20 protein-coding genes are annotated in these 20,223 nt (G+C 69.1%); 13 read left to right on the top strand and 7 right to left on the bottom strand.

The window, feature by feature from the left end; genetic code table 11:
- Positions 1 to 107: 107 nt before the first annotated feature.
- Together ABZX37_RS32350 and ABZX37_RS32355 are read right to left on the bottom strand one after the other, a co-directional pair.
- A complete protein-coding gene (locus ABZX37_RS32350; protein WP_354745996.1) occupies positions 108 to 986 on the bottom strand; it encodes a helix-turn-helix transcriptional regulator in 879 nt (292 codons plus the stop codon).
- 155 nt (positions 987 to 1,141) lie between these two features.
- Complete coding sequence (locus tag ABZX37_RS32355; RefSeq protein ID WP_354745998.1) at positions 1,142 to 1,522, bottom strand: sterol carrier family protein; 381 nt, start codon at positions 1,520 to 1,522, stop codon at positions 1,142 to 1,144.
- Positions 1,523 to 1,581: 59 nt separating this feature from the next.
- Between ABZX37_RS32355 and ABZX37_RS32360 the strand changes: the two genes are divergently transcribed.
- Both ABZX37_RS32360 and ABZX37_RS32365 read left to right on the top strand, forming a co-directional pair.
- Positions 1,582 to 2,235: a type VII secretion system-associated protein gene (locus ABZX37_RS32360; protein ID WP_354745999.1), complete on the top strand. Its 654-nt coding sequence runs from the start codon at positions 1,582 to 1,584 to the stop codon at positions 2,233 to 2,235.
- A gap of 149 nt (positions 2,236 to 2,384) precedes the next feature.
- Positions 2,385 to 3,143, top strand: a complete 759-nt coding sequence (locus ABZX37_RS32365) for a lysozyme (protein WP_354746070.1) — start codon at positions 2,385 to 2,387, stop codon at positions 3,141 to 3,143.
- A 46-nt stretch (positions 3,144 to 3,189) separates the two neighbouring features.
- Here the strand turns inward: ABZX37_RS32365 and ABZX37_RS32370 are convergent, their stop codons facing one another.
- Positions 3,190 to 3,324 carry a hypothetical protein gene (locus tag ABZX37_RS32370; RefSeq protein ID WP_344266254.1) on the bottom strand — a complete coding sequence of 45 codons (135 nt, stop codon included), beginning with the start codon at positions 3,322 to 3,324 and terminating at the stop codon, positions 3,190 to 3,192.
- Between ABZX37_RS32370 and ABZX37_RS32375 the strand changes: the two genes are divergently transcribed.
- The 4 genes from ABZX37_RS32375 (at position 3,317) to ABZX37_RS32390 (ending at position 6,874) form a co-directional block, all read left to right on the top strand.
- On the top strand, positions 3,317 to 4,207 hold the full coding sequence (locus tag ABZX37_RS32375; RefSeq protein WP_354746001.1) for a lysozyme: 891 nt from the start codon (positions 3,317 to 3,319) through the stop codon (positions 4,205 to 4,207). The two genes, ABZX37_RS32370 and ABZX37_RS32375, sit on opposite strands and share 8 nt — an antisense overlap.
- 190 nt (positions 4,208 to 4,397) lie before the next feature.
- A complete protein-coding gene (locus tag ABZX37_RS32380; RefSeq protein WP_354746003.1) occupies positions 4,398 to 5,249 on the top strand; it encodes a hypothetical protein in 852 nt (283 codons plus the stop codon).
- A gap of 4 nt (positions 5,250 to 5,253) precedes the next feature.
- Positions 5,254 to 6,195, top strand: a complete 942-nt coding sequence (locus ABZX37_RS32385; protein WP_354746005.1) for a pentapeptide repeat-containing protein — start codon at positions 5,254 to 5,256, stop codon at positions 6,193 to 6,195.
- Between the two features lie 16 nt (positions 6,196 to 6,211).
- Complete coding sequence (locus tag ABZX37_RS32390) at positions 6,212 to 6,874, top strand: nitroreductase (protein WP_354746007.1); 663 nt, start codon at positions 6,212 to 6,214, stop codon at positions 6,872 to 6,874.
- A gap of 36 nt (positions 6,875 to 6,910) precedes the next feature.
- On the opposite strand, the gene purL is transcribed toward ABZX37_RS32390, so the two are convergent.
- Positions 6,911 to 9,193, bottom strand: a complete 2,283-nt coding sequence (gene purL, locus ABZX37_RS32395; RefSeq protein ID WP_354746009.1) for a phosphoribosylformylglycinamidine synthase subunit PurL — start codon at positions 9,191 to 9,193, stop codon at positions 6,911 to 6,913.
- A 144-nt stretch (positions 9,194 to 9,337) separates the two neighbouring features.
- Here purL and ABZX37_RS32400 point away from each other — a divergent pair, with 144 nt between their 5' ends.
- From ABZX37_RS32400 to ABZX37_RS32415, 4 genes are all read left to right on the top strand, one after another.
- Positions 9,338 to 10,972, top strand: coding sequence for an ABC transporter ATP-binding protein (locus ABZX37_RS32400; protein WP_354746011.1), 1,635 nt, complete (start codon positions 9,338 to 9,340; stop codon positions 10,970 to 10,972).
- Positions 10,969 to 12,711: an ABC transporter ATP-binding protein gene (locus ABZX37_RS32405; RefSeq protein ID WP_354746013.1), complete on the top strand. Its 1,743-nt coding sequence runs from the start codon at positions 10,969 to 10,971 to the stop codon at positions 12,709 to 12,711. The genes ABZX37_RS32400 and ABZX37_RS32405 overlap by 4 nt, the downstream gene beginning before the upstream one ends.
- A 311-nt stretch (positions 12,712 to 13,022) precedes the next feature.
- Entirely contained in the window at positions 13,023 to 14,054 is a 1,032-nt protein-coding gene (locus ABZX37_RS32410) for a PQQ-binding-like beta-propeller repeat protein (protein WP_354746015.1), read from the top strand.
- Between the two features lie 119 nt (positions 14,055 to 14,173).
- On the top strand, positions 14,174 to 14,593 hold the full coding sequence (locus ABZX37_RS32415; RefSeq protein WP_354746017.1) for a pyridoxamine 5'-phosphate oxidase family protein: 420 nt from the start codon (positions 14,174 to 14,176) through the stop codon (positions 14,591 to 14,593).
- Positions 14,594 to 14,656: 63 nt separating this feature from the next.
- On the opposite strand, the gene purQ is transcribed toward ABZX37_RS32415, so the two are convergent.
- Both purQ and purS read right to left on the bottom strand, forming a co-directional pair.
- Positions 14,657 to 15,334, bottom strand: a complete 678-nt coding sequence (gene purQ, locus ABZX37_RS32420; protein ID WP_354746019.1) for a phosphoribosylformylglycinamidine synthase subunit PurQ — start codon at positions 15,332 to 15,334, stop codon at positions 14,657 to 14,659.
- Positions 15,331 to 15,570 (bottom strand): phosphoribosylformylglycinamidine synthase subunit PurS, encoded by a 240-nt coding sequence (gene purS, locus ABZX37_RS32425; RefSeq protein ID WP_037808692.1) that lies wholly within the window; start codon positions 15,568 to 15,570, stop codon positions 15,331 to 15,333. Before purS ends, purQ begins: the two co-directional genes overlap by 4 nt.
- A 93-nt stretch (positions 15,571 to 15,663) precedes the next feature.
- On the opposite strand from purS, the gene ABZX37_RS32430 reads away from it, so the two are divergent.
- The 3 genes from ABZX37_RS32430 to ABZX37_RS32440 all read left to right on the top strand — a co-directional run bounded on the left by ABZX37_RS32430 (position 15,664) and on the right by ABZX37_RS32440 (position 19,020).
- The gene (locus ABZX37_RS32430; RefSeq protein WP_354746021.1) at positions 15,664 to 16,548 is read left to right on the top strand and encodes a hypothetical protein; all 885 of its coding nucleotides are present in this window, start codon (positions 15,664 to 15,666) and stop codon (positions 16,546 to 16,548) included.
- Positions 16,549 to 16,630: 82 nt separating this feature from the next.
- Complete coding sequence (locus ABZX37_RS32435; RefSeq protein ID WP_354746023.1) at positions 16,631 to 18,211, top strand: GMC family oxidoreductase N-terminal domain-containing protein; 1,581 nt, start codon at positions 16,631 to 16,633, stop codon at positions 18,209 to 18,211.
- Complete coding sequence (locus tag ABZX37_RS32440) at positions 18,208 to 19,020, top strand: class I SAM-dependent methyltransferase (RefSeq protein WP_354746025.1); 813 nt, start codon at positions 18,208 to 18,210, stop codon at positions 19,018 to 19,020. Before ABZX37_RS32435 ends, ABZX37_RS32440 begins: the two co-directional genes overlap by 4 nt.
- Here ABZX37_RS32440 and ABZX37_RS32445 read toward each other — a convergent pair.
- Positions 19,017 to 20,201 carry a glycosyltransferase 87 family protein gene (locus ABZX37_RS32445; protein WP_354746027.1) on the bottom strand — a complete coding sequence of 395 codons (1,185 nt, stop codon included), beginning with the start codon at positions 20,199 to 20,201 and terminating at the stop codon, positions 19,017 to 19,019. The genes ABZX37_RS32440 and ABZX37_RS32445 overlap by 4 nt on opposite strands.
- Positions 20,202 to 20,223 lie beyond the last annotated feature (22 nt).

Genomic DNA, 20,223 nt, shown 5'->3' on the forward strand with positions numbered 1-20,223 from the left:
CGGCGTTCGCTATTCGGTTACTGCTCGCCCGGATGGTGGGGGGCGGGATTCTTCCTCCGGAGAATTTCACTGGAGGCGATGCTCGGTGCGGTGAAGAGAGACCGCGCTTAGATCTCGGCCTTGCGCTTGGCGATGCGGGCCCGGCTGCGCTCGGGGGTCTCCGCGTCCACGGCCAGCAGGTCCAGCGCTCGGCCGTACTTCTCGATCTCGTCGCGTTTGTCCAGATAGTGCGCGCCGGTCAGGTACTCGACGTAGACGATGTTCGGCAGTTCCGCCTCGGCGAAGCGCAGCAGCGAGAACGCGTGCTCGGCCGACAGACCGCTTCGGCAGTACGGCAGGATCTGCACCGACACGTGCGGCAGCGTGGTGACCTCGAGCAGGTATTCCAGCTGCTGCCGGAACACCTTGGGGCCGCCGATCGGCCGGTACAGCACCGATTCGTCGAGCACCGCCCAGATCCGCGGCGCGTCGGGGCGGGCCAGCATCTTCTGCCGCCGCATGCGCAGGGCTACCAGCTGGTCCACGCGTTCGTCGGCCATCTCCGGGCGGCCGTGGCTGAAGATCGCTCGTGCGTACGGCTCGATCTGCAGCAGGCCGGACACGAACAGCGGCTCCCAGATCTGGATCCGGGACGCCGCCTCCTCAAGACCGACGAGGTCGGTGAACCATCCGGGCACCGTCTCGCCGAACTTGCGCCACCAGCCCGCTTCGTTCGATTGCTTGACCATGTCGAGGAACGCTTTGCGCTCCTCGTCGTCGGAGACGCCATACATGGTGAGCAGGTCGGCGACGTCGCGTTCCTTGAAGCCGACGCGGCCGAGTTCCAGCCGGGAGATCTTGGATTCCGAACCGCGGATGTTGTAACCGGCCTGCTGGCGCGTGATCCCGGCTTCCTCGCGCAACCGGCGAAGCTGCGAACCGAGGATCATCCGGCGCGCTGTCGGGCCGAGGCTCTGCTCGCCGGCGGACACGCCTACCGCGTTCATGACCAGGGCCCTTCCATCGCCGCTCGTACGAAATCCGACTACCCAAAGTACACGCATGGCACTGCCCGGACAGCGTGGCACAGGCCCGCGTTCAGGGGATTCTACGGAGTGTGTGCCTGAGAAGACACACCCGCGGGAACAATTCCGGCGGAAAATCAGATCCGCACGACCGGAAGCCAGTGCGAAAGGTCCGCGCGGCTGCCCGAGGCGGATACCCGCGCGGCGCCGAGCGCGTCGTCCCAGTCCAGGAGGCCGGTGGCCAGTTCGAGCCACGTCCGCGGGTCGGTCTCGATGACGTTCGGCGGCGTGCCGCGGGTGTGGCGCGGGCCTTCGACGCACTGCACCGCGGCGTACGGCGGGACCCGGACCTCGACGGTGTGGCCGGGCGCGTCCTGGGCGAGGGTCCGCAGGGTCGCGCGCACCGCGGCGGCCAGTTCGGGGCGCGCCGGATCCGGTCCGTCGCCGCGCAACCAGTCCGAAACGGCCAGCACCGCCGCTCGTAACTGAGCGGGATCGACCGAACGCGAAGAGGCCATGCGACAACAGTAGAGTGGCCGCGAACGGAGTTTCAGGCACCCGGCACCGAGGGACGGCGATGGCGCAGCGGGACGAGGCAGATCGGATGGTTTCCCGGACCCCGGCGGGCAAACGCGCGCGCCGGAACGCGTATCCGCGCCGCGGGCCGCAAGGAAAACCCGAGATCACTCCCGAGATGCGGGCCAACGCGCGGACGAATCCGAACAGCTGGCTGTATGTCATCGACGAGGCCTTCGACGCTCGCGGTCCGGTGCCGTCGTGGGCGGTCGTCGGCGCGTACCCGGTGAACGGAACCGGAGAGGTCGTCGAGGACTTCCACCCCAACGACCGGTACCGGCCCTCGCCGAAGGCGCTCGGTTTTCCCGAGCCGCGCAACGACCTCGAGCGGCTGCTGCAGATGGTCCGCACCGAGCACCGGCCCGCCGAAGACCTGCCGCGCGTCATCCTCGATTCGACGCTGCTCGTCTACGCCCTGTCCCCGGTGCAGCGCACGGTGATCGGCTTCCACAACGCCGACGGCCGGGTCATGGTCCCGGCGTACACGGCGAAGTCGCTGGTGCCGCGCGAATGGCCGCACGCCCGCGCGGTGCTCGGCCGCGACATCGTCGGGCTGCTCGCCGGACATCCGCTCGCGGTCAACCCGCACGACCTGATCACCGCGGTCGTGCCGGCCGAGCACCTGATGAAGGCGCTGGCCGAAGAACGGCGCTGACCTGGGCGGACCACTCTGCCGAGTGATCATGATTCGCCGAAATCCGCGCACCCGGGCATCGTGACGCAGTAGGAGTACACGCGTCCGGTGAGGAGTCCTGGGTGAAGCGTCATCTGCTGCTGCGCTGGAGCGCGGTTCTCTTCGCCGGGATCACCGGCACGTCCCTGTGCGAAACGGCGGAGGCCGCGCCGAGCTACGCCGGGGCCGCGGACAACTACGCCGGTTCGCAAATCGCGAAGCACGAAGGCGTGCTGGGAGCGCCGAACATCTCCTACACGACGGCGGATCAGTACCTCGGGCACGACGTCAGCGGACACCAGGGTCCGGTCGACTGGCCCGCCGCGGCCGGAGCGGGCGCGAAGTTCGTGTACGTGAAAGCGACCGAGGGCACCGGGTTCGTGAGCGGGCAGTTTGCCCAGCAGTACAACGGTTCCTACCAAGTCGGGATCGTGCGCGGCGCCTACCACTTCGCGCGGCCGGACGTGTCCGACGGCGCGGCGCAGGCCAACTACTTCCTCGCGCACGGCGGCGGATGGTCGGCCGACGGCAAGACGCTTCCCGGCGCACTCGACATGGAATACAACCCCTACGGCGAAACGTGTTACGGCAAGGACGCGAACGGGATGGTCGCGTGGGTTCGCGCGTTCTCCGACACCTATCGCGCCCGCACCGGACGGCTGCCGACGATCTATACCTCGACAAGCTGGTGGAAACGCTGCACCGGAAACAACCCTTCTTTCGGAGGGAATCCACTCTGGATCGCGCGCTACAACTCCTTCATCGGCGAGCTCCCCGCGGGCTGGGGACAGCACGCCATCTGGCAGTTCTCGAACAGCGGGACCCTGCCAGGAGACCAGAACTGGCTCAACGGAACCCAAACAGCGCTGCGCAATCTGGCATTCGGGTGAACATTCGTGACGTTGTCACGAATTAGTCATCACCGCCCGATGAAAATCACCCACTCGACCATTCATCTTCACGGAACTTGATGACAAACGACGATTCGTCCTCAAGAATCTCCCCCGTGGCGGCTACCTGCACATAGCCGCCCTCCGCGAGGGTATCTGTGAAGGGATCGACGATGTCCACTTCCCGAAGAGGGCGGCGCACCGCGCTGCTGTCCGCTCTGACCGTCCCCGTTGTCGCGCTCCTGCTCGGCGCTTCGACGGAGGCGACGGCCGCCCCGGCCGAATCCCCGCTTTCGGCGCGGGAGATCAACGACGTCAACGCCGACATCCAGGCGAACAACCACACCATGGGTTCGCAGATCCGGCGGGTCGAGGGGGATCAGTCCACCCCCGACACGAAAGCCGCCGCGCAGCAGCCGCAACCGGCGGCCGCGCTGCCGAACCAGGTAGCGGCCACAGTCGCGGGCATCGACGTGTCCGGCTACCAGGGCAATGTCAACTGGGGCAACTGGTGGGGCCAGGGCAAGCGGTTCGTGTGGACCAAGGCCACTGAAAGCACGACTTACACGAACCCGTACTTCGCCCAGCAGTACAACGGTTCCTACAACCAGGGATTCATCCGGGGCGCCTACCACTTCGCCACCCCGAACACCTCCAGCGGCGCGACGCAGGCGAACTACTTCGTCTCGCACGGCGGCGGCTGGTCGCGCGACGGCAAGACGCTGCCCGGCGTGCTCGACATCGAGTACAACCCGTACGGCGCGACCTGTTACGGCCTGAGCAAGGCGTCGATGACCGCGTGGATCAAGGACTTCCACGACACCTATCACGCCAGGACGGGCCGCTGGCCGGTGATCTACACGTCGACGAACTGGTGGAACCAGTGTGCCGGCGGCGATTTCTCCAGCACCGCGCCGCTGTGGATCGCGCGGTACGCGTCCTCGGCCGGAACGCTCCCGTACAACTGGGGCTACTACACCGTGTGGCAGTACACCTCGAGCCCGCTGGACCAGGACACGTTCAACGGCGCCTACGACCGGCTGCAGGCACTGTCCAACGGCTGACCGCAGCGGCGCGCACCGACGCGGCTCCCGGTTCTCCCCGCCTCCTGCCGGGCGGGGCGGCCGGGAGCCGCTTTTGTGCGAGCTTTACCCGCCTTGCACAATGCAGACCTGGGGCGGAGACGGAACCGCCTGAGCCGGCGGGGCGTCAGACCGCGGCGCGAGTCGGTGCAGCAGGAAGGCGGAACCGGAGATGACTTACCCACCGCAGCCCGGACAGGGCGGGGATCCTTACGGCCAGGGCTGGCAGCAGCCCGGCTCGGGCGGGGTGCCGCAGCAGCCGGGGTGGGACCCCAACCAGGCCCAGCAGCAGCCGGGCTGGGACCCGAATGCCCAGCACCAGCAGCAGCCCGCCTGGGATCCGAACGCCCAGCAGCAGCCGCAGCAGGGCTGGGACCCGAACGCCCAGCAGCAGTACCCGGGGTACCAGCAGCAGCCGTACCCGGGTACCCAGCAGTTCCCGCAGCAGGGCTGGGACCAGCAGCAATACCCGGGCGGACCGGGCGGCGAGCCGCCGAAGAACAACAAGACCGGGCTGTGGATCGGCATCGCGGTCGCGGTCGTCGTGGTGGTCGCGCTGGGCATCACCGGGTTCGTCGCGCCGGGGTTCTTCCTGAGCAAGGACGACAAGGGCAGCTCGCAGGCGCAGCCGCCGGCCCCGGCTCCGTCCCAGTCCTCGGAGGCCCCGCTGCCGAGCGACTCGTCGTCGCCGTCGACGGATTCGAGCGAGGACCCCGGCTCGAGCGGTGCCTCGGGCGAGGCGAAGCAGGTCATCGACAACTTCCTCGCCAAGCTCAACGCCAAGGACGCCGCCGGTGCGACCGCGCTGGCCTGCCAGGGCACCGAGAGCATGTCGAAGCGCAGCATCGACGAGACCACCAGCGGCGACCCGCAGCTCACGCTGGGCAAGGTCACCGCGGGCAGCGCCACGACGAGCGCCCGGATCACCGGCACGCTGTCGGGCAAGGACGCCAGCGGCACGATGGTGATCATGAACCGCGGCGGCGGCTACTGCGTGGGGCTGTACCTGATCCTGGCGTTCTGACCCGGTGCGCTCGCCGCTGCTGTGGACGTTGATCGCGTCCGTGGCACTGCTGTGCGGGGTCGGTGGCTGGTTGCTCACCGACCCCGCGACGAGCCGCAGTGACGCACTGAAAACGGCCGGTCTCGCCGGTGGCGCGGTCGTGGCGTTGTACGCGTTGTGGCTCAACGATCGCCGTCGCCGGGTCGAGGAGGCGCGGCAGGTGATCGAGCAGCAGCGGCACGACGTCGACCGCGAACGGATCTCCGACGAGCGGTTCGCGAAGTCGGTGGAACTGCTGGGACACGAGGCCGATCAGGTGCGCGTGGGGGCGCTGCACGCGCTGGCCGGGCTGGCGCGGACGCGGCCGGAATATCGGCAGACCGTGCTGGACGTGCTGTGTTCTTATCTGCGGCGGCCGTTCACCCACAGCCGATACGAAAACCCGGAAAAGAGCGGCACGCCGGAAGAGGAACGCGAGCTGCAGGTGCGGCTCACCGCGCAACGGCTGGTCCGCGATCTGCTGCCACCGTCCGATGTGGATGGACCGGGTCCGGACCTCGATCTGACCGGCGCGGTGCTGGAGTATTTCGACATTTCCCGCCGTCGGATCGGCGGCCTGCTGCTGCGGCACGCCTCGCTGTACAGCAGCACGAATCTCAGCAACTCCGTCTTCACCGGGCAGGTCTACTTCACCACCGCAGGCACCGGACGCGGTCGGTTGATCGGGGTTTTCCGTTGCCGCAACGCGACTTTCCTCGATCGGGCTTGGTTCTCCGGCACCGCGTTCTCGGAGCGGACCAATTTCTCCGACACCGCGTTCAGGGGCCCGACCACCTTCAAGGGTGCGACTTTCGCGAAGGAAGTCCTGTTCGACGGGGCGACTTTCGCGGATTCGGCGGAACTCCAGCTGCCGGACGGCTGGAAGCTGGAACCTCGGAATGGCGGATATGTCGCGGTGCCGATCTGAGTAGCATCAAAAAACCGTGGACGTCTACGAAGCGGTGCGCTCCCGGCGGTCGGTCCGCGGCTTTCTCGACAAGCCGGTGCCCGACGAAGTCCTGACCCGAGTCCTCACCACGGCCTTGCGCGCGCCCTCCGGGGGAAACCTGCAGCCGTGGCGGGTGTACGTCCTGTCCGGCGCGAAGCTGGCCGAGCTGAAATACCTGGTCCGAGAGCGCATCACCGACGGCGACACCGGTGATCCGCCGCAGGTGCTGCCCTATCCGGAAACGCTGCCCGAGCAGTACGCACGGCGGATCGAGGAGCTGGGAGCGCTGCGCTACGGCGCGGTCGGCATCGCGCGGGAGGACCGCGCGGGCCGGGAGCGGGTCCGCGTCCGGAATTGGGACTTCTTCGGCGCTCCGGTCGGGCTGTTCTGCTATCTGAGCGAGCAGATGCTTCCCCCGCAATGGCTGGACGCGGGGATGTTTTTGCAGACCGTGATGGTGCTGCTGCGTGCCGAAGGCCTCGACAGCTGCGCGCAAATCGCGTGGGGCCGCTACCACCGGAGCGTCACGGAAATCGCGGAACCGCCCGCCGGTCATGTCCTCGGATGCGGCATGTCGATCGGGTACGCCGATCCGGACGAGCCTCGGCCAGCGATCCCGCGGGCGTCGCTGGCGGAGGTGGTCACCTTCCGGTCGTGAGTGCCGGCGCCGGTCGGCACCGGCACTCACGAGGCCTCAGTCAAACAGCGCCGGAAGCGTCTTCTCCCAGGTCTCGCGCAGCTCTTCGAGGCTGAACTCCGTGATGCCCTGGATCTCCAGCGTGCCGGAATCCGGGTCGACGACACCGGTCTTGCGCCACGGCAGGCCGCGCGCGGTGCACATCTCGGTGAACCGCAGCTCCTCCGTGCGCGGGACCGCCACCAGCACGCGGCCGGACGACTCGGAGAACAGCTGCACGAACGGGTCCTGGTCGCGGTCGAGGAACACCCGGGCCCCGCACTGTCCAATGAGGACGGTTTCGGTGAGGGCCTGGGCGAGACCGCCGTCGGCGAGGTCGTGCGCGGCGGAGATCATGCCGTCGCGCGAACCGGCCACCAAGACGTCGGCCAGCAGCTTCTCGCGGGCCAGGTCGACGCGGGGCGGAACGCCGCCGAGGTGGCCGTGCAGCTCGCGGGCCCAGGCCGAACCGTCCAGCTCGTCGTGGGTGTCGCCGAGCAGCAGCAGCGTCTCGCCCGCTTCCGCGCCGATCCCGGTCGGGATGCGGCGAGTGACGTCGTCGATCACGCCGAGCACCGCGATCACCGGGGTCGGCAGGATCGCCGTGTCGCCGGTCTGGTTGAAGAAGCTGACGTTGCCGCCGGTGACCGGGATGCCCAGCTCGACGCACGCGTCGGCGAGACCGTGCACGGCCTGCTCGAACTGCCACATCACGCCCGGGTCGGTCGGGGCGCCGAAGTTGAGGCAGTCGGACACCGCGACCGGGGTCGCGCCGCCGGTGGCGACGTTCCGGTACGCCTCGGCCAGCGCGAGCTGCGCGCCGCGGTACGGGTCGAGGTAGACGAACTTCGCGTTGCAGTCGGTGGCCACCGAGACGCCGCGGTTGCTGTCCTCGTCGATCCGGATCATGCCCGAGTCGGACGGCTGGGACAGCACCGAGTTGCCGCGCACGTAGCGGTCGTACTGCGCGGTCACCCATTCCTTCGACGCCTGGTTCGGCGACGCGATGAGCTTCAGGAAGTCCGCGCGCAGCTCCTCGGGCGTCGACGGACGCGGCAGCTTCGCGGAGGTGTCGGCGATGAGGCCGTCCTGGAACGCGGGGCGCTCGATCGGGCGGTCGTACACCGGGCCCTGGTGCGCGACGGTGTGCGCGGGCACGTCGACCACGATCTCGTCGTTCCAGGTGATCACGAGGTGCTCGCCGTCGGTGACCTCGCCGATGTCGGTGGCGATGACGTCCCACTTGGCGCAGACCGCCATGAACGCCTCGACGTTCTCCGGCGAGACGACCGCGCACATGCGCTCCTGCGATTCGCTGGAGAGCACCTCGGCGGGCGTCATCCCGGTGGCGCGCAACGGAACCCGGTCGAGGTAGATGTGCATGCCGCCGTCACCGGCCGCGGCCAGCTCGGACGTCGCGCAGGACAGCCCGGCGCCGCCGAGGTCCTGGATGCCGACGACCAGCTTCTCCCGGAACAGGTCGAGACAGCACTCGATGAGCACCTTCTCGGTGAACGGGTCGCCGACCTGCACGCTGGGCAGTTTGCGCCGGCCCGCCGCGGATTCGTCGCCGGAGAAGGTGTCGCTGGCGAGCACGGACACGCCGCCGATGCCGTCGAGGCCGGTGCGCGCGCCGAACAGGATGATCTTGTTGCCGGCGCCGGACGCGAACGCCAGGTGCAGGTCCTCGGCGCGCATCGCGCCGACGCACAGCGCGTTGACCAGCGGGTTGCCCGCGTAGGAGGGGTCGAAGACCAGCTCGCCGCCGATGTTCGGCAGGCCGAGGCAGTTGCCGTAGCCGCCGACGCCCGCGACCACGCCGGGCAGCACGCGCTTGGTGTCCGGCGCGTCGGCCGGGCCGAAGCGCAGCGCGTCCTGCACCGCGAGCGGCCGCGCGCCCATCGCCATGATGTCGCGCACGATGCCGCCGACGCCGGTGGCCGCGCCCTGGTACGGCTCCACATAGGACGGATGGTTGTGGCTTTCCACCTTGAAGGTGACCGCCCAGCCGTCGCCGATGTCGACGACGCCCGCGTTCTCGCCGATGCCGGCCAGCATCTTGGCCTTCATCTCGTCGGTGGCGGTCTCGCCGAAGTAGCCAAGGTGCTTCTTCGAGGACTTGTAGGAGCAGTGCTCGCTCCACATCACCGAGTACATCGCGAGCTCGGCGTCGGTGGGCCGGCGGCCGAGGATTTCCCGGATCCGCGCGTACTCGTCTTCGGCGAGGCCGAGTTCGACGTACGGCTGGCTCGTTTCCGGGGTCGCCGCGGCCACTGCGGTGGTGTCAACTGTGCTGGTCACGGTATCCGTGTCAGGGTTCGCCACGGCTTTAAGACTACGTGTCGGCCGGGTCACACCCGCAGCCGCCCAGGCTGGTCCCGGGAAGGTTCGCGCGGGGATAAATCAGTCGCGCTGGACACTCCCGGCGGCTTAGCGTCAGTGATCGTGCTTTCCGCCACGTACCGCTTTCCCGACATCCGACTCCCACAACGTCCGACGCCGGTCCGGTACCTGCTGGCGGTCCTTCGCGCGCGGCCGTGGCTCGTCCTCGGCGCGGCGGTGACCGGGGCGGGCTGGTCGCTGCCGAGCGCCTTGCTGCCGCTGGTGATCGGCCGCGGCGTCGGCGCGATCGCGGACGGCGACACCTCCGCGCTCTGGCGCTGGGCGCTGGTCGCGGGCGTGCTCGGCGTGGTGCAGGCGCTGCTCGGCACCGGGCTGCACTTCGCGGCGTACGGCATGTGGATCCACGGCGCGGGCACCACGCAACGCCTGGTCACCGACCACACCACCCGGCTCGGCGCGACCCTGCGCGAGGCGGCCAGCACCGGCAACGTCGTCGCGGTCACCTCGTCGGACATGAACTGGATCGGCAACGCGTTCGAGGTCATCGGCCGCACGATCGGGTCGATCGTGGCCTTCGTGGTCATCGGGATCGCGATGCTCAGCACGTCGCCGTTGCTGGGCACGGTCGCGCTCGTCGGCGTCCCGCTCGCGGTGCTCGGCATCGGGCCGCTGCTCGCGCCGCTGCAGAAGCGCAAGACCACGCAGCGGGAGAATCTGAGCGACGTGAACGCGCTCGGCGCGGACATCGTGTCCGGGCTGCGGATCCTGCGCGGCGTCGGCGGCGAACGGCGGTTCCTGCGCCGGTTCCACGACGCCAGCCAGCTGGTGCGCCGCTCCGGCGTCGAGGTCGGGCGCAGCGAATCGTGGCTCGCCGCGGCGGAAGTGCTGCTGCCCGGACTGGTCACGGTGACGATCACCTGGCTGGGCGCCCGGCTCGCGCTCGACGGCACGATCGGCGTCGGCGAGCTCGTCGCGTTCTACGGGGTTTCGGCGTTCCTGGTGGTGCCGGTGAGCACGGCGACCGAGCAGGTCAGCGCGCTCACCTCGGGCCTGGTCGCGGCGCGCAAGGTGTGCGGACTGCTCGCCCTGCGGCCGAAGCTGGCCGACCCGGCGTCGCCGCAGCCGCTGCCGGACGGGCCGCTGGAGCTGGTGGACACCACCAGCGGCATCCGCGTCGCGCCGGGCAAGCTGACGGTGGTCGACCTCGGCGCCGAAGCGGAGGCGATCGCCGAGCGGATGGCCCGGTTCGCGGATCCGGGCGAGGACGAAAAGGTGCTGGTAGGCGGGGTCCCCGCGGATCGCGTCGCGCTCGCCGAGCTGCGGACCCGCGTGGTGTACGCGCACAACCAGGACATCTGGTTCTCCGGGGTGCTGCGCGAACAGCTGGAGCCCGCGCGTCCGGGCAACGTCGACATCTTCGCGGCGCTGCACGCGGCGGACGCCGACGACATCGTCGAGGCGCTGCCGCGCGGGGTCGACGAGCTGATCGGCGAACGCGGTCGTGAGGTGTCCGGCGGCCAGCGGCAGCGGCTGAGCCTGGCCCGCGCGCTGGCGACCGACGCCGACGTGCTGCTGCTGGACGAGCCGACCTCGGCCGTCGACGCGCACACCGAGGCCCGGATCACCCAGCGCGCCAAGGAATTGCGGAACGGAAGGACCACGGTGGTGTTCAGCCAGAGTCCATTGTGGAGGAACGTGGCCGACGAGGTCGTGCACGGAAAGGCAGTGACGGTATGACGACGCGGCTCCCCCTCGCGTCGAGGCGCGAGGTCCGGCAATGGGTGCGGCGCACGGCTGCCGAGCACCGGCGCGAGTTCTCCCTGATGCTCGGCCTGTTCTTCCTCGCCACGCTGATCGGGCTGGCCGGGCCGCAGTTGCTCGGCCTGCTGGTGGACGGCGTGGTCAGCCACGGCGCGACGCTGCGGGTCGACCTGCTGGCGGCGGCGTTCGTGGTGGTGCTCGTGCTGCAGGCGTGGGCGAAGAAGGCGGCCCGGCTGCGCGGGCGGGTCTTCGGCGAACGCGTGCTGGCGGAGAACCGCGAACGGTTCGTCAAGAACGCGCTCGACCTGCCGCTGGGCACCGTCGAGGCGGCCGGGACCGGCGATCTGCTCAGCCGCGCGACCAGCGACATCAGCAGGCTGGACCACGCGGTGCGCTTCGCCGCGCCGGAAATCCTGATCGCCACCGCCACCGTGCTGCTGACGACCGTCGCGATGATCGTGACGTCGCCGCTGCTCGCGCTCACCCTGCTCGTGGCGCTGCCGCTGCTGGTCCCGGTCAACATCTGGTACCAGCGGGTGATTCCGAAGGCGTTCGCGTGGATGCTCGACCGGTGGGGCGACCTGCAGTCGGTCACCCACGAGACGGTGGAGGGCGCGCGGACCGCGGAGGCGCTGAGCCTCACCGAGCGGCGGCTGAGCACCGGACATCGCGCGCTCGACCAGGCCGTGCTCGGCGAGCGGCGGATGCGGGCGTATCAGCTGCGCTGGCTGCCGTCGCTGGAGTTCAGCTACGTACTGCCGATCGCGGCGCTGCTGCTGCTCGGGCTGTTCGCCTACCAGCAGGGCTGGGCCGGGCTCGGCACGATCACCACGATGCTGGCGTACGCGCAGGCGATGACCACGCCGCTCAACGAGGCGCTGTTCTGGCTGGAAGACCTGCAGGTCGCGATGGCCGCCGCACGCCGGATCCTCGGCGTGCACCCGACCGAAACGGCCGCGAAGGTCACCGACGTGCCGCGCGGGCGCGACATCGAGGTGCGCGACGTCCGGTTCGGCTACACCGCGGATCGCGAGGTGCTGCACGGCATCAGCCTGAGCGTGCCGCGAGGCGAACGGCTGGCGATCGTCGGACCGTCGGGTGCGGGCAAGTCGACGCTGGGCAGGCTGCTGGCCGGGATTTCGGCGCCGACGGCGGGGTCGATCCAGGTCGGCGGCACCGAGGTGTCGACGCTCGCGGACGACGTGCTGCGCGGCGAGGTTCTGCTGCTGACGCAGGAGCACCACACGTTTTCCGGGACACTGCGGGAAAACCTGGCGCTGCCCGCCCGGCGCGACGGCGGGGACTGGACCGACGAGGAACTGCTGGCCTCGCTCGCGTCCGCTGGTGCGGCGGAGTGGGCGGCCGGGCTGCCGGACGGTCTGGACACCAAACTCGGCTCCGGCGCGTACTCGGTCCCGGCCGGTCTCGCGCAGCAGCTGGCGTTGGCCCGGGTCGTCCTGGCCGACCCGCACACGCTCGTGCTGGACGAGGCGACGTCACTGCTGGACACCGGTTCGGCGCGGGAGCTGGAACGGTCGCTGAACGCGGTACTCGAAGGCCGCACGGTGATCGCGATCGCGCACCGCCTGCACACGGCCGCGGCGGCCGACCGGGTCGCGGTGGTCGAGGGCGGGCAGATCACCGAGCTTGGGCCGCACCAGGAGCTGATCGCGGCAGGCGGTCCGTACTCGCGGTTGGTTGAAGCAGCGAGCTGAAGCGCGATTCCCGGACGACAAATCCGGCGCGGTGAAAGCCGCGGCGGAACTTTGGAAGAATCAGATTTCCCCAAATACACTGCCCGCATCGAAAGGGGGAGCGGGTAGCGACTGACAAATTGGGTGGCCGGCGGGCCCTCCTCGTAAGCTCGGCATTTCTGGCAGCCGTGGTGATCGCGGCGATCGTGGTACCGCTTGCGTTCAACAGCGGCACGGTGCCCGGCCACGCGATCGCGGTGTCCCAGTCAGGTCCGTGACAGCTGGGATCGGACCGGATCCCGCCGTACGACAAGGGCATCGATTCCTGGGTCGTGGGCGACGATCTGGTGCTGGTGAACGACACCTATGCGGTCGCGTACGCACGGAGCGACGGCAAGGAACGCTGGAGGATCCCCTCCCCCTCCGGCCATTTCTGCGGGGCGAGCACCTCTGTCGTCGATAACCGCGTCGCCGTCGGCTATGGGGATCTCTGCTCGAGCGCGGCCGTGCTGGATGTCAACGCGGGAAAGCTGCTGTGGCAGCGGGCGATGCCCATCACCTCGTCGGGAAGCCCGTCCGAGGCGAAACTCGACGAGCACGCAGTGCTGGAGATCGTCGGCGGTTCGGTCGTGGTCGTGCACTACCAGCAACTGCTCGGGCTGGACGCGGCCACCGGCGCCGTCCGCTGGTCCGAGGTCACGCCACCGACCGACGAGAAGGTGTACTCGAACTGCATCCCGTCGGACGGGATGCCGCGGAGCGCGGACTTCGTACTGCTGTCCCACTGCAGCGCCAAGGACTCCGGCGACGACTTGTACGTCGCCGTTGTCGTCGATCCCGCGACCGGAAAAACCAAGCAGCACAACGAGTTCGTGAAGAGCAAGTCCTACCTCACGATGGCGTGGGTGAGCGCGTCGCCACTGGTCGCCTACCTCAGCGATGCGTCGAAAGGGTTGTACGAAACTCTCGACGACTCGCTCGAACCGGTTTCCACCATCGAGGCCGGAGACGCGGTGAACGGCTTCATGGGGGACGACGGATTCGGCTACAGCCTGAGCGGGATCTCCAACGGCATCTCACATCGACGTTCGCGAGCACTCGTCACGAGCACCACGATGATCGCGCTGACAAGCCCGCAGAAGCCCAACCGCCTCGCCGCGTTCGACCTTCGCACCGGTGCCAAGCGCCGGGAAGCCCCGGCACCCGGCGGCGGCATTGTCGCGGCACCGCTCGCGGTGGACAACGGGCAGGTGATCGCCGTGGTCTCCGCTGGCCAGGACAGCCCCGATCAGCACATCGTCAAGTTCGCACTGGACACTGTTTCTTCTGCCTCGGCTCCGCCGAGGCGGCGGGATCGCCTTTAAGCCGGCGCGATCCCGCGCCATGGTTCCGTTTAGTCGGCGAGCCGAGCGGAATGTCCGACGGGGATTCGGCGTTGGGCTCAAGCGGATCCTGATCTTTCTAGCCTGGGGAGTGACGCCGGATGGCGGTCATGACGGTGGACGAACGAGAGAAATTCCTCGCGGAGAAGCGGGTGGGCGTGCTGTCGATCGGCCGGGAAGGCGCGGCTCCGCTCGCCGTGCCGGTTTGGTACGACTACGAGCCCGGCGGCGAATTGCTGATCTGGATGGACCGCGGGTCGGCGAAGGACCGGGCGATCGAGGCCTCGGGCAAGCTGAGCCTCACGGTGCAGCAGGAAACCCAGCCGTACAAGTACGTCACGGTGTCCGGTCCGGTCGTGGACCGGTCCTCGGCGCCGACCGAGGAGCAGGCGCTCGCGATCGCCTCGCGGTACGCGCCCGAGGCTGAGGCGCGGCGGTTCGTCGAGGGCTCGCTCAAGGAGACCTCGGTGCTGGTGCGGGTGCGCACCGAACGCTGGCTCTCCAGCGACCACAGCAAGTAAAAGCCGTGAAGGACTCCTTGAGGGAATCAGATTCCCTCAAGGAGTCCTTCACGGACCTTTGCCTTAGGCCTTCACGAGCGCGTCGACCGCGCTGTAGAACATGCCGAGACCGTCGTCGGACGGGCCGGTGAGCGCGTCGATCGCGTGCTCCGGGTGCGGCATGAGACCGACCACGCGGCCGTTCTCGCTGGTGACGCCCGCGATGTCGTTGCGGGAGCCGTTCGGGTTGCCGCCGACGTAGCGGAACGCCACCCGGCCCTCCGCCTCCAGCATGTCCACAGTGGACTGGTCGGCGACGTAGCAGCCGTCGTTGTTCTTGAGCGGAATCAGGATTTCCGCGCCCGCCTCGTAGCGCGAGGTCCACGCGGTGGCGTTGTTGTCCACGCGCAGCCACTGGTCGCGGCACACGAAGTGCAGGCCGACGTTGCGGATCATCGCGCCGGGCAGCAGTCCGGCCTCGCACAGGATCTGGAAGCCGTTGCAGATGCCGAGCACCGGCATGCCCTTGTGCGCGGCGTCGATGACCGAGGTCATCACCGGCGCGTAGCGGGCGATCACGCCGGCACGCAGGTAGTCGCCGTAGGAGAAGCCGCCAGGCACGACAACCGCGTCGACGCCCTTCAGGTCGTCGTCGGCGTGCCAGAGCGAAACGGCTTCGGCGTCGGCGTAGCGGACCGCGCGGGCGGCGTCGCCGTCGTCGAGCGTGCCGGGGAAGGTGATGACGCCGATGCGGGCGCTCACGCCTCGACCCGCCGGATCGTCCACTGCTCGATCACCGGGTTGGCGAGGAAGCCCTCGGCCATCTTGGCCAGCGTCTCGTCATCGACGTCGTCGTCGACCTCGAGTTCGAAGTGCCGCCCCTGGCGCACGTCGGCGACCCCGGAGAAGCCCAGCCGCGGCAGCGCGCGCGCCACCGCCTGGCCCTGCGGGTCGAGGATCTCGGGTTTGGGCATGACGTCGACAACGACTCGAGCCACGGCTGGCTGCTCCTTATTTCTGCAGGTCGTGGGTGCGGTTGAAGCGTACTTCACTAGCCTGACCGGCAGACAGACCGGTATCGAGGGGGAGACATGAACCACCCGCCGCAAGGCCCGTACCCGCAGCAGGGTCCTTATCCGCCGCACGGGCCGCAGCAAGGGCAGTTCCAGCAGCCGTATCCGCCGCCGGGCCAGGCGCAGTTCGGCCAGGTCCCGCCGCCGAAGAAGAAGTCGAAGGCCGGGCTGTGGATCTCGCTCGGCGCGGCGGTCGTGGTGCTCGGCGGCGCGGTCGCGTTCACCGGCTGGGTGACGCCGGGCTTCTTCAAGGAAAAGCTGGACACGACGTCGCGCGGGACGCCGGAGCAACTGGCCCAGTCGGTCGCGAACTCGATCACCGAGCAGACCGGGCTGGACCAGCTGTGGTGCAAGATCAGGTCGAAGCGGTCCTACACCGCCGACGAGTTCTTCCGGAACGCGAAGGGCGACGCGAAGATCAGCAATCCGGTGCATCCGACCGGCCAGCAGGAACGCGCGGCCACGATCACCGCGGGCGACCTCAGCTACGGCATCGCGATCGTCCCGGACGGCAACGGCTGGTGCGTGCGCGACGCCAAGTCCGACGGCGAACCGGCCCCGCTGGCCAGCCTGTCGACCGATCCGAAGCCGCGTCCCCAGGTGAAGGACGGCACGGACGCCGCGATGAAGTTCATCGACGCGGTCAACGCGCGCGACATCCCGGCGGCGCTCTCGGTGATGTGCCGGGACGCGCCGGACACCACCCGTGACGGCACCCAGCAGTGGATCTACGGCGAAACGAAGTTGACCGTGCGCAAAACGGACGTGCTGAAGACCGCGGGCCGGACCATCGTGCACGTCGACGCCAAACTCGACGGCACCGCCAAGGAGGGCCGGGTGGAGACCGACGACCACGCGGTGGACGGCGCGTGCGTCACCTCCTTCGACCCCACTTCCGACTGATCGGTTTTCCGGGGACTTGCGCGTAGCGTGACCTGCGCCATGATGTGTCGTTGACAGTGTGTCAACACCACCGGGAGGCAGCGTGCCAGAGCAGGACTCCTTCGACTACGTGATCGTCGGCGCGGGCAGCGCGGGCTGTGTGCTGGCGAACCGGCTGAGCGAGGACCCGTCCGCGCGGGTGCTCCTGCTGGAGGCGGGCGGCGAGGACACCGCGGACGAGGTCCGGATCCCGGCGGCGTTCGCGTCGCTGTTCAAGACGAAGTGGGACTGGAACTACGAGACCGTCGAGCAGAAGCACACCGGCAAGACGGCGTACTGGCCGCGCGGCCGGCTGCTCGGCGGCTGCTCCTCGATCAACGCGATGATCTACATCCGCGGCAACCGCGCCGACTACGACGGCTGGCGCGATGCGCACGGAGCCACCGGCTGGGGCTGGGACGACGTGCTGCCCTACTTCAAGCGCGCCGAGGGCAACCAGCGCCTCGGCGGCCCGCTGCACGGCACGGACGGCCCGCTGAACGTCGAGGACCGGCGGTTCACGCACGAACTGTCGCACGCGTGGGTGGACAGCGCCGTTTCGTGGGGGCTCAAGCACACCGACGACTTCAACGGCGAATCGCAGGAGGGGGCCGGGCTCTACCAGGTCACCTGCAAACGCGGCCGCCGCTGGTCCACGGCGGACGCTTACCTGCGGCCCGCCCTGGAGCGGCCGAATCTCACGGTCCGGACGAACGCGCAGGTCACCAACGTGGTCTTCGAGGGCACTCGCGCCGTTGGCGTGTCCTATTTGGACAAAGGCGTCCCGACGACCGTCCGCGCGGACGCCGAGGTGCTGCTGTCGGGCGGCGCGATCAACTCGCCGCAACTGCTGATGCTGTCCGGGGTCGGACCTGCTGAGCATCTGCGCGAACTAGGCATCGACGTGGTCGCCGCGCTGCCCGGCGTCGGCGACAACCTGCACGACCACCCGGCCGTCGGCGTGATCTGGTCGACGAAGGGCACCACCGACATCGCGGACTCCGCGACGCCTGCCGGGCTGGTGCGCTACCAGCTGACCAAACGCGGTCCGCTGGCCTCGAACATCGGCGAGGCAGGCGCGTTCTACTCGACTCGCGACGGGCTTGACGCGCCGGACATGCAGATCCACGTGGCCCCGACGTTGTTCTACGACAACGGAATGCGCGAACCGACCTGCCCTGGCTTCACGTCCGCGGCGACGCTGGTCGACGTCGCGAGCCGCGGCCGGCTCCGGTTGAAGTCGGCGAACCCGTTGTGGAAGCCGGAAATCGACCCGGCTTACTACGCGGAGTCGATCGACCTGGAGTCGATCAAGTCGGCCCTGCGGTCGCTGATCGAGATCGGCCGGTCGGGCCCGTTGGCGAAATTCCTGGACCGGCCGTTCCTGCCGGCGACGCACGAGCTGTCGGATGAGGCGCTGACCGAGCATGTCCGGGAGAACACGCAGACGCTGTACCACCCGGTCGGCACGTGCGCGATGGGCAGCGGCGAGCACGCGGTGGTGGATCCGGACCTGAAGGTGCGCGGGGTTTCGGGGCTGCGGGTGGTGGACGCTTCGGTGATGCCGGTGGTGCCGCGCGGGAACACCAACGCGCCGACGATCATGGTGGCGGAGAAGGCGGCGGACCTGATCCGGGCTCGATGACCGCTCTGTCGAACTGGCGGGATCTCCTTGCCGCCTGGGCGATTCCGGACACCGTGCACCCTCCGGAATCGCCGTGGGTCCTTCCGCGGGAGGTGTTTCTCCGGCGGGCCGACCGGCAGATCGCCGAGCCGATCGGGGCGACGCACCGGTTGGCCGCCGAGGCATTGCGGGAGCCGGGCACGGTGCTCGACATCGGCGCGGCGGCCGGGGCGGCGAGCCTGCCCCTGGTCGGCCGGTCGAACGTCACCGCGGTGACTGCCTTGGACACCGACGACGAGTTGCTCGCCGCGTTCGCCGAGCGGGCTGCGGGCGTCGAGCATCGGCTGTTATCCGGCAGATGGCCTGAGCTTGCCGCGGACGCTGGGGTGGCGGATGTCGTCGTGTGCGGGAACGTGGTTTACAACGTCCCCGACCTGGCTCAGTTCGCCGCGGCGCTCACTGCGGCGGCGCGGCGGCGAGTGGTGGTTGAGACAGCGGCGCGGCATCCGTTGACCGAGCTTAACCCGTTGTGGCAACGGTTTCACGGCATCGAGCGACCAACCGGACCGACTGCCGAGGACTGTGTCGCGGCGCTCGCGGAAGTGGGGATCGAGCCGGAAGTCGTGGCGTGGCAACGGCCGCCGGAGCCGGAGTACGCGGAGTTCTCGACGACGGTGGACGTCGTCCGGCGGCGGTTGTGCTTGCCCGCGGACGCGGCCGGAGAGGTCGAGCGAGCCTTGCTGGACCTGGGCGTGAACCCGGAAATGCCGCCAGATCTCGGGTCTTCCGGCCGGGATCTGGTGACGCTGGCGTGGCCCGGGTCCGCTTAACGGACGCTTTCGAGGGCCGGAGCGCGGGCAGGCTGCAGCGCGAATAGCTGTCCGGCAAGGAAAACCAAGGCGAGAATGAGGTAGGAGTCGCCGACGAGGTGCTGCCACGGGGTCCACGCGAGTTCTTTCATTCCGCTGGACGGCACGAGAGTGTGCGGCGCGGCGATGAACACCGCGACTCCCGCGCTCAACGCGACGACGGCTTGGGGCGTGCGAACCCGGGCGGCGAGGATGAGCACCGCGGGCACGATCCAAACCCAGTGGTGCGACCAGGAAATCGGCGACAGGACGAGCACGGCCGCCGCGTTGACGACGAAGGCGAGCGGTCCGTCGACGCGCCGCATGATGAGCACGGCGGCGACCAGGACGAACGCGGACAACGTCAGCCACAGCAGGTCGTGAGCGTGCGGCAGCAGGGCGAGCCGGTTGAGGGCGCCTTCGATGGTCTGGTTGGTCGCGTAGGGAGAACCGCTGAAGCCGTCGGCGTTGGTGAGGCCGCCGCCGAAGAAGTACTCGGCGGACGCGCGCGGGGCGACCAAAAAACCGAGGAGGGTGGCCGCGGCACCGGCGAAAAGGGCGTTTCGGGCGGCACGGAAGTCCTTGGTGAGCAAGAAGAACAGGAGGAAACCGGCGGGCGTGACCTTGATCGCGGCGGCCAGGCCGACCAGCACGCCGCGTGGCCAGCGAGAGTTGGGTGCGAGGCAGTCGACCGCGACCAGCGCCATCAGGACGAGGTTGATCTGTCCAAAAGAGAGCGTTGAGCGCACCGGTTCGAAGGCGAGCGCCGCTACGGCCAGCGCGGACGCGGTCGCTGCCGAGGTGCGGCGGCTCCAGCCCTGCCGCAGACGGCGGACCACGGCGTACAGGACGGCCCAGAGCGACGCGGCGGAGACGACGTCGAGCAGAACGGACGCGACGGACAACGGCGGAAACGCCAAGGCAGAGAAGAGAATCGCGGCGAACGGCGGGTAAATGAAGGGCAGCATGGACCCCGCCGTGGTGGTGGGGAGAGCACCGTACAGGTCGCCGCCGCGAAGGACGGCGTCCGCGCCGAAACGGTAAACCTGCAGATCAACCGGGCTGACGCTGCTGATGACGGCCGCTACACCGGCGACGAGCGCGATCGCGCCGAGAGCGAGCAGCAAGGCGGAGATCCGCCCAGCTTTTCCGTGCCACCACATACGGCCGCCATTGTAACCACGC

The organism is Amycolatopsis sp. NPDC004079 (assembly GCF_040610415.1).
GTDB classification, from domain to species: domain Bacteria; phylum Actinomycetota; class Actinomycetes; order Mycobacteriales; family Pseudonocardiaceae; genus Amycolatopsis; species Amycolatopsis halotolerans.